Origin of the sequence: Halalkalibaculum sp. DA384, assembly GCF_043951955.1 — a bacterium.
Classification (GTDB): domain Bacteria; phylum Bacteroidota; class Rhodothermia; order Balneolales; family Balneolaceae; genus JAMQKA01.
Map to the genome: position 1 here is coordinate 1 of NZ_JBINJE010000003.1, position 13,296 is coordinate 13,296.

Consider the following 13,296-nt stretch of genomic DNA (forward strand, 5'->3'; position numbering starts at 1 on the left):
AACCCTGCAAAGGGTTGCGTTGGTCCAACTATTCTATCTCAGCTCCAAAGCCGATCCCAGGAGCGCACCTCGTCCCACTCGGGGGTCGGGGCAAACAGCTCTTCTCCTTCAATGAGATATTTTTCCACTACCTCTTCATTGAGTTCCACTCCCAGTCCCGGGGTCTCAGGGACTTTAACAAAGCCCTCTTCAACAATCGGCTTTTCAATACCGGTTACCAGGTCCTCCCATTCCGGGTTGTCAACAGCGTGATGCTCCAGCCACATAAAATGCTCGGTGGCTGCAGCGCTGTGCACGCATCCAAGGAAGGATACCGGTGAGGCCGCATGGTGGTGCATAAATGCAACCCCATTTTGAGCGGCATAATCACCGATTTTTTTGGTTTCCAGAATCCCACCAGAAGTATTGGGATCAGGATGAACAATGCGCACCGCTTGTTTATCAATCAACTCCTTAAACCCTCCTTCCAACATGTAAATATCTTCACCGGTTTGTGTCGGTGTGGTCGTGGAGGTGGTAATTTCACGCCACTGATCGGTATAGAACCACGGAATAAGATCTTCCATGTATGCCAGATTATAGGGTTCGGCTGCACGGGCCAGTTTTATCGCCTCATTTACCCCAACATGACCCCAGTGGTCCGTTCCCATCGGTATTTCATAGCCGATCTTCGAGCGCATCACATCCAGATATTCCATCAAGTGGTCTATTCCCTTTTCCGTTATCTGCACACGCGTAAAGGGGTGTTCGGTTAAGTTATAACCGGTATACTCATGTTGCCAGGGTTGCAGGTCCCCGCCAGGGGCATTAACCAACGCACCCGGAATCCCCTCCAGCAGATTGATCCCGATGTCCATCTTCAGGGCTGTATATCCTTTGTCAACACGGTCCTGCATGCGCCGGGCATACTCCTGCGGATCCTCAGAAACGGTAGTATCACAATATACCCGAATTCGATCGCGATACTTACCGCCTAACAACTGGTACACAGGCACCCCATAGGCCTTCCCGGCCAGGTCCCACAGGGCCATCTCCACCCCGGAAACGCCGCCACCCTGGCGACCGTGGTGCCCAAATTGCTTGATGATCTTAAAAAGCCGTTCCACGTTGCAGGGATTCTCTCCCAACAGGCGACTTTTCAGCATCAGGGCATATTTCTTACTTGCCCCATCGCGTACATCCCCATGTCCTACAATTCCCTGGTTGGTGTAGATACGGATGATGGGCGTGCGAAACACCACGTCGCTGATTTCCGCTATACGCAGATCCGTAATTTCCAGATCAGAAGGATTGGAATTGCGGTTTACCTTTTGGGTAGCATGGGCCAACTGGTCTTCGATCGGGGCCAGGGTCATCCCGGCCAGGCTGAGTCCTCCAAGACCCATCTTCTTGATAAAATCCCGGCGACCATCCTTATTCTTTTTATTTTTCATAACTTGATTATTTCTTTGAGTATATGGTTATATCCCGATATATAATGTCCGGGATGGACTTTTTTTGAGAGGGGTATAGTATTCAGGAGCGGAAAATCACAAACACTTACCCCCACCACTCTTCCCCCTCCAGCATGTACTCTTTGAGCAGATCTTCATTCAGATCAAACCCAAAGCCGGGCCGGTCGCTCAGCTGGATATATCCGTCTTTAATCAACTCCTTGTCATAGCCAAGTATTCGCGGATCACCATTCATCGACCAGTTTTCTCCAAAGGGAAATATCTCATGTGCCAGAAACTCACGAACAGAGGCGGCCCAATTCGCTGAAGCAACTGTAGCTATTGGCCCTGCAACATTATGGGTTGCCACAGGGATATAATAAATTTCGGCCAAATCAGCTATTTTTTTGGCCTCCAGCAATCCTCCAGCCATTGCCACATCTATTTCAATCTTGTTAACACCCGCATTTACGATAAAGGGTCGAAAATCTTCACGCCTGTAAAGATTTTCTCCACATAGAATGGGTACAGGTGCCTGTTCCATCAGGCGAACCCACTGTTCATTAAATCCTATTGGCATTGGATCTTCTATCCACCAGGGACGTACGGGTTCAACGGCCTTGGCAAGTTGGAGTGCACTGTCAAAATTCAGCTCCCAATGGCAATGCACGGCGATATCAATATCCGGACCCAAAGCATCTCGAAGATTTTGGTATCCCCTGGCATTCATATCTATTTCCGCATTCGACATCTGCCTGTTTTCCAAAGAGCGCAGCCAGTGCTGGTCTCGCAGTATGTCCACTTTAACGGCCGTGTATCCCCCGCCCTTAACCATTTCGGCATATTTAGCACAAGAATCTTTGTCAAGCATATCCTCTGGTCGCGAAGAAAGATAGGCCCTCACCTCATCCACATGCGAACCGCCCCCAAGTATTTTGTAAACCGGTTGTCCCGTAACTTTTCCGATGATATCCCAAAGCGCCATTTCAACACCTGTCACGGCATGTGTTGCTATACCGTGATTTCCCCCGTAGAACGATGTATTCGTACTCATCTTAAACACCAGCTGCTCAAGATCAAAGGGATCTTCCCCTTCCAACAGGGGCTTAAATACGTTCAGAATTATATCTTTGGCACCATATCCCTGAGAGTCGTGATGACACTCCCCGATTCCCGAAATACCCGCATCCGTTTCAACTTTTACCAGGGGACTTACTCTGGCCCCAAGATTTGTCAGCATGCATTTGACATCGGTGATCTTTACCTGACCGGAGTCCGATTTGACTGCCGAATCAAAAAAAGACATACTAACGGCAGGTATCGTAAGGGCTAGGCTTTTTATAAAACTACTTCTGTCCATAATAACTCCTTTTATTGTACCTTTTTGTTTGAACTATTAAGCTATATCATTCAAATCAGTGCATATCCACCTATTCGCCCCTGGATACTATAAATCCCATCCCCGGCAGAAATAAAAAGTCTTGTATTTACTGTCTTCAATAATGGCATTCTCTTTAGTAGTCAGAATGCCATTATTCTACGATCTTATTTTAATTCGGTAGCGTAAATGCCACATAGTAATCACCCGGTTTGGCTCCCCGGCCGCCTCCGGCAGAAATCACTACATATTGCCTGCCATCTATCATATAGGTGGATGGGGTAGCAAAACCGGCTGTCGGCAGGGTTGTCTCCCACAGGATTTCTCCCGTATCTTTGCCGAACGCCCGAAACTTTCCATCCTCAGTTCCCCCAATAAAAATGAGTCCACCGGCCGTGAGGATCGGGCCTCCATATGTTTCGGAACCCGTCGGCGGGATTCCTCTTTCCAAAAGCTCCGGATATGTTCCAAGTGGAACTTTCCATTCAATCTCACCGGTATTCAGATTGACAGCATTTAGTGTGGCCCAGGGAGGTTTAATTGCTGGATACCCTTCCGGATCTTCAAAGTTTTGATAGGCCGTTACATTTAAATATTGTCCGCTTTCAGCTGTTTCCATCTCTTTACCACTTCCTTCGTACACAGCCTCTCGTTCGTTATACAGAAAAGCCAAAATCGCCTCTTTTTCCTCTTCCGAAAGATGTGTAAATGCCGGCATACGTCCCCCGCCGTCTTCCATAATAGAGAGCACCTCCTCTTTGTCCATCCGCTGAGATACATCATGCAAAGCGGGATAGTCCGGATCCCGGCCTTCCAAATTAGTTCCATGACAGGTCGCACATTGTTGGTCATAAAAAGCCTTTCCCTGTTCAAAAAATGATCCATCAGCAACAATATCGTGTACCACTTTTTTAACTGTGCTGTATTCGGGAATTTCATTGGCGTTGATATATAAAATACCCGTCTCCGGATCGTGAGCCGCACCACCCCAGTTAGCACCGCCACTCGAACTCGGAAAATAGACGCTCCCCCCGGGGTCCGGAGGGGTGAAGAATCCGTCGTTTCGAAGTTTCTCAAATTCAGCCAATACTGAATCGTGGGATTCCTGAGACAAATCCGTTATTTGATCCCGGGTAAAATTTTGCCGAACAAACGGTTCGGGAGCTGTTGGATGTGGCTGGGTAGGCCAGTCGTGTTCACTTTCGATATTGGACTGCGGAACCGGTCGTTCTTCAATGTCATATAACGGCTCCCCGGTCTCACGATCAAATACAAACGTAAAACCGGTTTTGGTTACCTGTGCTACGGCGTCAATCTTTTTCCCATTCCGTTCTACCGTTACCAGGTTCGGAGGAGCCGGCAGGTCGTAGTCCCAAATATCGTGATGAATTGTCTGATAGTGCCAAATACGCTCTCCGGTGGCCGCATCAAGAGCTACAAGGGCATTTCCAAAGAGATTTTTCCCCGGGCGATCCCCGCCATAAAAATCGTATGTGGGAGACCCCAGCGGTACATAAACGATACCCCGCTCTGAATCCAAGCTCATTCCGGCCCAGTTGTTGACTCCTCCTTTGGCAATTTCTTGTTCCCCTTCGACCTGTTCCCACGTTTCATAACCGAATTGTCCGGGCTGTGGAATTGTGTGGAAGATCCACTCCAGGCTACCGGTACGAACATCATAGGCCCGAATATGCCCGGGAGCTGACCCGTAGCTTTCGCCCGTTGCCGACCCCATAATAATCAGATCCTCATAAATGATTCCCGGAGAAGGAGATTTAACCTGGATACTGGCCGGGTCACGACCCAGATTTTCGTTTAAATTAATTTTCCCCTGCGCTCCAAAATCTTCAATCAATTCTCCATTATGGGCATTCAGTCCAAAAAGATATATACCTGCCGAAAAGAAGATGCGTTTGTCGCTGCCATCTTCCCAATATGTCACCGCACGCATATACCCCCGCGGCGGATCTTCGGGGAAAGGCCTGTACATCCACAGCTCTTCACCTGTCTGGGCTTCCAGTGCAAATACATTGAGATTTGGAGTTCCCCCATAGAGTACCCCGTCGACAACGATGGGATTCGTTTCGATCGTGGCATAGCGCCCTTCCTCGAGATCATCGGATTTATAAACCCAGGCCTCTTGCAGCCGGTCTACATTATTCTTATTGACCTGATCCAGTTCTGAGTAACTGCTGCTGTACGTGTCTGCCTTATATACTGGCCAGTCACTTGTTTCTGGGTCAGATTGGCAACCTGAGAAAAGCAACAAGAGTGATCCTGTTAATTTTATCAGGTTAGAGTACAGAAATACTATGGGGAAATTTCTATTCAACTTTACCTTCGGTTAAATCGTCGGGACATTATTCAATTATCTGAGTCTGTATCAACAACTTCAGAAGCTTTGGTTCCTTCCTTTGCAGACTCGGTCGCATCGCCCTGTTCAGTTTCTTCAACCAGAGCCTTTCGCCTCCACCAGTTGGCCAGGGCAGAGCCGGAGACGTTCATCCATGACCCAAAGATCACCGAGGGGACGCCAACCGTGGCGATTTTGCCCATCTCCACGGCGATGCCGGAGGCCATCCCCGCGTTCTGCATGCCCACCTCAAAGGCGATGGTGCGGCATGATTTTTCATCCAGCCCCGAAAGCCGGCAGCCCCAGTAGCCGAAAAAGTAGCCGGCCAGGTTGTGGATCACGCCGGCCACAATAATCAGGAAACCAAGTGTCAGGATAGAATCGCGTCCGCCTGCCGTCATGATCCCCAGTATTACCACAATGCCGGTCATCGAAATCGTGGGCATAATATCGTCCAGCCACTGGGCCTTCCCGTGTAGGTAGCGATTAAACAGCACGCCCAGTACCACCGGCAGAATAATCATATTGATGATACTCCACATCATCTCCAGGAAGTCAATCGGCACAAACTGGCCGGCCAGCAGCTGCATCAGAAACGGCGTGGCCAGCGGCGCCAGCAGGGTCCCGATTGCCGTCAGCGTGACCGACAGGGCCAGGTTGGCCCCGGCGATATAGGTCATCACATTGGAGGCGACCCCGCTGGGGGAAGAGCCCACCAGCACCACACCGGCGGCAATCTCAGCCGAAAACCCGAAGCTCAGTGCCAGGGTGATCCCCAGCACCGGCATGATGGTAAACTGGCAGATCAGTCCCACGATAACGCCCTTGGGCATCTTCACCACGCCCACGAAATCCTGGATACTCAGGGAGGTCCCCATCCCAAACATAATGATCTGGATCAGCGGAACGATGAAGACACTCAGTTCCACCCCGCCCAGCTCGGTAAAGGGAGCCGGGTAGAACATGGCGGCCGCCACCGAGGCAAACACCCAGATCGAGAAGGCAAAGTCACGAAGTACCGTGTCGGTGCCCCGCACCCCAATAGCCAATGAGATGAACATCGTGACGACGGCTGCGCCTATGACATCAGCATTAAATCCAAGGCCCAGTAATACAAAAATTGAGACAAAACTTAGTGCACTTAAATATTGCAATATCGTGTACAAAATATTACCCCGACTACCATTTTCGTTCTTTTCCATCATATCAATATTTATCTATTTGCAAATATTTTTTTCCTGTGTGTACCCTTCATATACCGACTGTTTCAGCTGAAATAACTTCTCCTTTCCTGCTATTTCGTACGCTCCCCGTTGACAAGCCGCCCGATGCCCAGCGGGTTGTCCGCTTTGAGCTCATCCGGCAGCTGCTCCTCCGGGAATCCCTGGAAGCAGACCGGGCGTACAAACCGCTCAATGGCCAGGGTTCCCACCGACGTGGCCCGGGCGTCGGTGGTGGCGGGAAACGGTCCCCCATGTACCATGGCGTGGTTCACCTGCACCCCGGTCGGAAAGCCGTTGAAGATCAGGCGACCAACTTTGCGCTGCAGTACCCTCACCAGTTCGGAGTACTCTTCAAGGTCCTGTTCCGTTCCGTACAGCGTGGCCGTCAGGTGGCCCTGCAGATTCTCCGCAATAGCCACCAGGTCCTGCTTGCCGCCGGCCGTTATCGTCAGTGTGGACGGGCCAAAGACCTCTTCTTCGAGGAACCGGTTGGCCAGGAAGTCCTTTGAACTTACATTAAGCAGGTGCGGTACCCCCGGGGTGGCCGAGCCGTTGTCTTTTCCATCTGCGACAAGCCGGACGCCTTCCTGCTGCAGCAGTTTTTCGAGTCCCTGCTTGTAAGCCGACTGGATACCGGCCGTCAGCATGGTCCCGGCGCTGGCTTTTTTGAAATGCTCGGAGACCTTTTGCTGGAACGCGCGGGCCTCATCAGAATCCTGGTAGGCCACCAGCCCGGGATTGGTACAAAACTGTCCCACCCCCAGGTTGACGGAGTTGACCAACCCTTCGGCGAGCTCTTCGCCCTGCTCTTTGAGGGCGCCCGGCAGCAGGAACATGGGATTGGTACTGCCCATCTCGGCATAGACCGGAATCGGCTCCGGGCGACGGGTGGCCGCATCGTAGAGCGCTTTCCCTCCCTTGAATGAGCCGGTAAACCCGATCGCCTTTGCCAGCGGGTGTTCGACCATCGCCTGACCCACCTCGTGGGAGGTTCCCTGTACCATCGAAAAGGTTCCGTCTGGCATTCCCGTCTCTTCCACTGCTTTCCGGATCGCGCCCCCGACCATCTCGCAGGTGCCCGGGTGGGCGGGATGTGCTTTCACCACGATGGTGCATCCCGCGGCCAGGGCCGATGCGGTGTCTCCGCCGGCCACTGAAAAGGCCAGAGGGAAGTTGCTGGCCCCAAAAATGCCGACCGGGCCGAGCGCCATCTTCATGCTTCTGATGTCAGGGCCCTCCTTGGAGGTGTCGATGCGGGCATCCACCCATGAGCCCTCCCGGATCACCTTCCCGAACAGCCGCAGCTGCCCGACGGTGCGACCCCGCTCACCGTTCAGGTGTCCTTCCGTCAGGCCGGTTTCCCTGCTGCAGCGCCGGATGAGCTGGTCGCCCAGGACCTCGATCTCGTCGGCGATCGCCTCCAGCAGTTCAGCCCGCCGGGTCCCGCTTTTCTGGCGATACACCTTAAAGGCTTCCTCGGCCTTCCGGAAGGCCTGGTCGACCTCATCGCCTGTGGCCTCCACGTAGCTTGGCTGAAGGTCTTCACCCGTCGCCGGGTTGACCGCCTGAAAGGTCACACTTCCATCTGCTGATCGCGTGTTTCCTATAAAATTTTGCCCTGTCAGCTCCATCTACCTATTTAACTTTGTTGACTAATGTCCCGATGTGGGAAATTGAAATTCTGATTTCATCTCCGTGATGCAGTGTAAATTCTTTGGTGGGAACGATACCAGTGCCCGTCATCAACAAACTTCCCTGTGGAAATGAGCACTCCCGGTATAGGTAAGATACAAGCTCACTGAATGAGCGTTTAATCTGGTTGATCTCTATATCTTCGGCAAACACAATGGCCCCGTCCCGTTCAATCTCCAATGCAATAGTTGTTTCCGGGGGAAGTGAGTCTTCGGTCACATACATACACGGGCCCAGCGCCGCCGAGCCGTCGTAGCATTTGGCCTGGGGCAGGTAGAGCGGGTTTTCGCCTTCAATACTGCGGGAGCTCATGTCGTTGCCGATGGTGTATCCCACGATTTTTCCGGCAGAGGTGATCATCAGCGTGAGCTCCGGTTCGGGCACGTCCCAGGTCGAATCTTCTCTTATTCTAACATATTCACCAGGTCCAACCGTACGGTTTCTAGTAGCTTTAAAAAAAAGTTCCGGCCGGTCTGCGCTGTACATGCGATCATAAAAATCACCGCCACCGGCCTCTTTTGACTCCTCCTGCCGGCCCAGTTTGCTCTTGTAGTAGGTCACCCCGCTGGCCCAGATCTCCTGGCGGCCAATCGGGGCCTCCAGTTCGTTTTCCACCAGCTCCTGTCCATTCGCCACTGGCTCCTGGGCTGACACGATGCGTTCGATTTTACCGGCCAGCCCGTCATCATTAATAAACGAGTCCCACTCCTGGTCCAACAGGTAAAATGCATCCCTGTGCTCGATTACTATTCCCGCCGTGGTCTTGTATACTTTCATGCAAATCTACCCGTTTGGTTTTGTATGCAGAGGGCTTTGCAAAATCCTCAATTCCTCGTTTAGGGGGAGTTGTACTCCCGTTAAAAGATCACCAAGGTCGGTAACAACTACTTCCCAACAAAATGGCAGGTTCTGCAAAGGTCCCTATGTGTATTCATGAACCTGATTGCAGGATTGGGTAACCGGTTGGCAGATACTATTTGATTATTTCCCAATCTTCTCTCAGGCTGCAGTTGCCTTCTAATAAATGACCGGACCCGTCCCTGCAAGCCCGGTCAGATTTGGGATTTAGAGAAAACTCATTCAAAAAACGGATAGCCCTCGGTGGCGTACTTGCGCATGCCCTCCTCGTTGATCTCCACCCCGATGCCGGGTTGGTCCGAGACCGGCAGGTAGCCATCCTCATCGACCATCTGGTCGCCGTCCCAGCTGACGATCTCCTTGAACATCGGGTCCTCGTGGAAGTATATCTGCCATTCCATAATCATAAAGTTGGGCACCGAGGCGCACACGTGGGCCGTGGCCATCGCCCCCAGGTAGGAGCTGACCATGTGCGGGGCAAACGGTATGTAGTACAGCTGGGCCAGATTGGCGATTCGCTGGCCTTCCCCCAGGCCACCCGCTTTCTGCAGGTCCGGCATAATCATATCCACGGCCCCGATCTCAAACAGCTCCCGGAAATCATGGGCCAGGTAGAGATTCTCCCCGGTACACAGCGGTGTGGTGGTCTCTTCCTGGATATACTTGTATGCCTCGGGGTTTTCAGCCGGAATCGGGTCCTCCAGCCACATCAGGTTGACCGGTTCCATCTTGCGGGCAATCTTTTTGGCACTCGGCAGGTCGTAGCGCCCGTGCATGTCTGCGCAGATATCCACATCCGGGCCGACCTGCTCGCGTGCGGCCATCATCTGGGCGTACATTCGCTCGATCTCCCCCTGGCTGGCCGTCCAGTTGTAACGGTCCCACCGGGCCGGGTCGTTGGCCTGATCCAGGTCAAACTTGACGGCCGTCATGTTGTAGTCAACTGCCTTCTGGGCACTTTGGGCAAACTCCTCGGGAGAGGGCTGGGAGGACTGGTACAGGGCCGTGTCCATATACACCCGCACCCGGTCACGGAACTTCCCGCCCAGCAGCTGGTAGACCGGCACTCCCAGGGCTTTCCCGGCCAGGTCCCACAAGGCGGTCTCCACGGCCGCCAGGGCCGCCAGGTACATCCCCGACTGCGCCCCGCCGAACACCCCGGAACGACGGATCTCATAAAAAAGGCGATGCACATCCAGCGGGTTGCGGCCCTGCAGGCGGCGCCCCCAGCCCAGCACCAGCTGATCGGTCCCGCGCACCGCATCGGCTCCCTCCCCGTGGCCGACGATATCCTGGTTGGTGTAGATCTTGACAAACAGGTGACTGCCCCCGCGGATATACCCCACCTTCAGATCCGTAATCTCAAGATCGGACGGACGGGAATATTTCTTCGTTTTGTTTACGGCCTGCTCAAGGCCCTTGCCCGCTCCGGTGAACGGGGCCGCCGCAAACGCACCGGCGCCCAGCGCACTCTTTGATAAAAATGATCGTCGCGAATACTTATTATTTGTACTGTCCATATTGTTTCCTCTTTCTAAATTCATCTTAGTGGTTTTCCGGCCGATATTACCAGGTGCGCTCATCCAGCAGCTCCTGGATCTGCTCTTTGGGCACCGGCAGCTCATCGATGTGATCCTCCAGCCAGCGGGAGAAATCCTTCTCGATCTGCTCCGACCAGCGTGCGTCGATCTGCCCGGCGCTGTATACGCCCTCGCGAATCCGCTGCTGGCCGAACATGTCGCGCAAGCGCACAATTTCCGAGGTGGTGGCCACCTGTTCTGCCAGGTGGGGCGGGATAAATATCACCCCGCCATCGCGCCCCAGCACGACATCCCCGGGCATGACCATCACCTCACCGATACGGGTGGGGTGGTTTATGCCCACCAGGGTGGTATTCAGCTCCCCATCGGGATTGTTCAAGTGGTGCGAGGGATGATAGCTGCGAAAAAAAGCCGTAAAACCATCGATCTCCTTCAGCCCGGCCACATCGCGCAACGCCCCGTTATAGACGATCCCGTTACCCGAATTGGTATAGATGGCGTTCCCCACATTGTCACCGATGGTGGGCCCGTCCTCGTGGGCACCAAACTGATCGGCCACATACACATCGCCCGGTTGCAGCATCTCTACAGGCCAGGAGTTTTGCGAGCCCGTGCGACCTACCTTTTCTCCCTGTTTCTCAAGCACACGCTGCACGTCGGGGCGGCCCGGCATAAACGTGGCTGTCAGCGCCCGGCCCACCAGCACGCTGTCGGGGTTCAGCACCTGCCAGTTTTCCGCATACTGATGCTCGTAGTTGTTGTTGCGCAGCACCGCCCACGCCTCTTCCAGGGTCACCTGCTTCATCCGTTCCAGCAGGCTTTCCGGGACCTTCGGGCGGCCGTCAGGGTATCGATCCCCCTCCCATTCCGGGGTCAGGGCTATCAGCTCCTGTTCGGAAAATTGCACTTCCTGTGCCTCCAACGGAAAATGGAAAATCATAAAAAGTACTAACAAACAAATCGTGTAAGTCCAGCTGCTTTTTATTGTCATACCTGCATAATTAAAATTAATATTATTGCGTATCTACTAAATAAAAGCTTTACTCATAAAAGATTAGATAAAAAGAAAAACTCCTGCCTTCAAAAAAACATCTCTATTCCCTAATCAGACCCTTTGCTGGCCTATTTACAAAAAAAGATCCCAACAAAACTTGGTTCATAACAAGTTAGCCGGGATCTTTCCAGAATATTTTACCATTCATCCGGCGTACGTATCAGTTTGGGTTATACGATTCCGTATCCCACCAGACACGGGCATCCAAATTATTACCACTCCATCCCTGTCGTTCGATTGCTGATCGAACATTATCGGCATTGACTGCAATCTCACGTTCGACATATTTCCTGCGTCTGATAAAGTCACCACTAATTTCCTGGTCGGGATATGGATTAGGATCTAATTGGGGATAACCGGTGCGTCTCCAATTTGAAAAAACCTCCCGAGGATTTATGATGAAACCAGCAACCCAATATTGATTATGTATATGTTCATAGGGGTTTTCTGCAAGATAGGCCTGCTCCTGTTCTGATACATAATCATCGATCTCGCTTTGGGGAATGGCCATATCCGGATGGTGTTGTTCCATCTGTTCGAGATGTGCCCGTACTCCTTCGGTAAAGAAATCTACAGCCGGCCCCGAAATCCAGTTTCTCTCCGCTGCCTCGGCTAAAAGAAGTTGCGTCTGGGCATAGGTAATCAGAAAGTCTGGGGCTGTCTGAGAAACCATCCGGTCTCTGTCCACCTGGGAATAGTCCCACATAGATTCCAGCCCATCTGATGCGGCCTGGTCATGAATGGTAGTCTGGTCATGGCCCAGAGGCATGCCAATCTGATCTGCGGGATCCGTGCTTCTGTTCAGACGTTCGTCCTGATCGCCGATACCGGTTGCCCCGACATATCTAACGGCAATAGAACGGAGTCGCGGATCATCATTTTCTTTCATATAATCAACAAATACCTCAGTCAGGTAAAAATTATGGCGCTCTCCTCCGTTAAAAGTTCCTGACAAAGAAAAGTTATAGTTATCATTGCGGACGATAATTGCATTGTCTTCATTTGACTGAAAAACTCCGCCATTGTATGCCGCCTGTACATACTGTTGAGCGGTACCAGGAGCTATTTCACTAAGCCGCATACCATACCTTAGCAGCAAGGAATAACCGAAACGTTTCCATTTGGTGATATCTCCGGCATATAAAATATCGTTCGTTTCAATCCGGGAATTGGGATCCAGGGCCTCGGTAGCTTGCTGTATTTCTTGCAGAGCACTTTCATAGATCGATTCCTGAGTATCATAAGAGGGATTCAGTACCCCCTCGTGATATCCCAGACCCGCCTCTGAATACGGGGCATCACCGATTGTATCGGTCGCCAGCAACCCTACAAAGGCTTTCCATATCCTGGCCTTCTGATGGGCGTTATGGTAGAAATCATCATCTCGGGTATTTTCGATCACATCTACAGCATGACTAATTATAGAATAGTCATCGTCAAAATAATCGATAACCCATGGAAACTGGTTATCCTGGTTGAAATTCCCCCCGGCCAACGTCTGACCGTAGGGGGCAATCATCTGTTGTACGATGGCTGCATCGTATAACAGGTGTCCGTATATACCCGAACTGGGCGTTAACTGGATCTGATCATTAAGAATTGTCATCGGCTCAAGTTCATTTACGGCTGTTTCATCAACATTCATTGAATCGAACCCTGCATCGCAACTCGTAAAGAAACTTAATAGTCCCATGACACTGCATACTATAACAACGGATCTGATATTTAACTTTTTCATCGTATTTATGGATTTAAATATTTATA

Annotated in this window: 9 protein-coding genes; all 9 read right to left on the reverse strand. The window is 51.9% G+C overall.

All coding sequences use genetic code 11. From position 1 onward, the window contains the following. Positions 1-38: 38 nt before the first annotated feature. Positions 39-1,433, reverse strand: a complete 1,395-nt coding sequence (locus ACG2E4_RS02500) for a mandelate racemase/muconate lactonizing enzyme family protein (protein WP_395257054.1) — start codon at positions 1,431-1,433, stop codon at positions 39-41. A 106-nt stretch (positions 1,434-1,539) separates the two neighbouring features. Then, complete coding sequence (locus tag ACG2E4_RS02505; protein WP_395275605.1) at positions 1,540-2,739, reverse strand: mandelate racemase/muconate lactonizing enzyme family protein; 1,200 nt, start codon at positions 2,737-2,739, stop codon at positions 1,540-1,542. 244 nt (positions 2,740-2,983) lie between these two features. After that, positions 2,984-5,080, reverse strand: a complete 2,097-nt coding sequence (locus ACG2E4_RS02510) for a PQQ-binding-like beta-propeller repeat protein (RefSeq protein ID WP_395275606.1) — start codon at positions 5,078-5,080, stop codon at positions 2,984-2,986. A gap of 95 nt (positions 5,081-5,175) precedes the next feature. Then, positions 5,176-6,369 carry a bile acid:sodium symporter family protein gene (locus ACG2E4_RS02515; protein ID WP_395275607.1) on the reverse strand — a complete coding sequence of 398 codons (1,194 nt, stop codon included), beginning with the start codon at positions 6,367-6,369 and terminating at the stop codon, positions 5,176-5,178. A gap of 89 nt (positions 6,370-6,458) precedes the next feature. After that, the gene (locus ACG2E4_RS02520; RefSeq protein ID WP_395275608.1) at positions 6,459-8,018 is read right to left on the reverse strand and encodes an aldehyde dehydrogenase (NADP(+)); all 1,560 of its coding nucleotides are present in this window, start codon (positions 8,016-8,018) and stop codon (positions 6,459-6,461) included. A gap of 4 nt (positions 8,019-8,022) precedes the next feature. Continuing rightward, entirely contained in the window at positions 8,023-8,856 is an 834-nt protein-coding gene (locus ACG2E4_RS02525) for a fumarylacetoacetate hydrolase family protein (RefSeq protein WP_395275609.1), read from the reverse strand. Between the two features lie 299 nt (positions 8,857-9,155). Then, positions 9,156-10,457, reverse strand: coding sequence for a mandelate racemase/muconate lactonizing enzyme family protein (locus ACG2E4_RS02530; protein ID WP_395275610.1), 1,302 nt, complete (start codon positions 10,455-10,457; stop codon positions 9,156-9,158). Between the two features lie 46 nt (positions 10,458-10,503). After that, positions 10,504-11,418, reverse strand: a complete 915-nt coding sequence (locus tag ACG2E4_RS02535; protein WP_395257068.1) for an RraA family protein — start codon at positions 11,416-11,418, stop codon at positions 10,504-10,506. A gap of 274 nt (positions 11,419-11,692) precedes the next feature. After that, positions 11,693-13,270 (reverse strand): SusD/RagB family nutrient-binding outer membrane lipoprotein, encoded by a 1,578-nt coding sequence (locus ACG2E4_RS02540; protein WP_395275611.1) that lies wholly within the window; start codon positions 13,268-13,270, stop codon positions 11,693-11,695. Positions 13,271-13,296 lie beyond the last annotated feature (26 nt).

What these genes read in the sequence shown, in the direction of transcription:
- ACG2E4_RS02500 (WP_395257054.1), bottom strand. Translation starts at nt 1,433, where the DNA reads ATGAAAAATAAAAAGAATAAGGATGGTCGCCGGGATTTTATCAAGAAG.
- ACG2E4_RS02505 (WP_395275605.1), bottom strand. Translation starts at nt 2,739, where the DNA reads ATGTCTTTTTTTGATTCGGCAGTCAAATCGGACTCCGGTCAGGTAAAG.
- ACG2E4_RS02515 (WP_395275607.1), bottom strand. Translation starts at nt 6,369, where the DNA reads ATGATGGAAAAGAACGAAAATGGTAGTCGGGGTAATATTTTGTACACG.
- ACG2E4_RS02520 (WP_395275608.1), bottom strand. Translation starts at nt 8,018, where the DNA reads ATGGAGCTGACAGGGCAAAATTTTATAGGAAACACGCGATCAGCAGAT.
- ACG2E4_RS02525 (WP_395275609.1), bottom strand. Translation starts at nt 8,856, where the DNA reads ATGAAAGTATACAAGACCACGGCGGGAATAGTAATCGAGCACAGGGAT.
- ACG2E4_RS02530 (WP_395275610.1), bottom strand. Translation starts at nt 10,457, where the DNA reads ATGGACAGTACAAATAATAAGTATTCGCGACGATCATTTTTATCAAAG.
- ACG2E4_RS02535 (WP_395257068.1), bottom strand. Translation starts at nt 11,418, where the DNA reads ATGATTTTCCATTTTCCGTTGGAGGCACAGGAAGTGCAATTTTCCGAA.
- ACG2E4_RS02540 (WP_395275611.1), bottom strand. Translation starts at nt 13,270, where the DNA reads ATGAAAAAGTTAAATATCAGATCCGTTGTTATAGTATGCAGTGTCATG.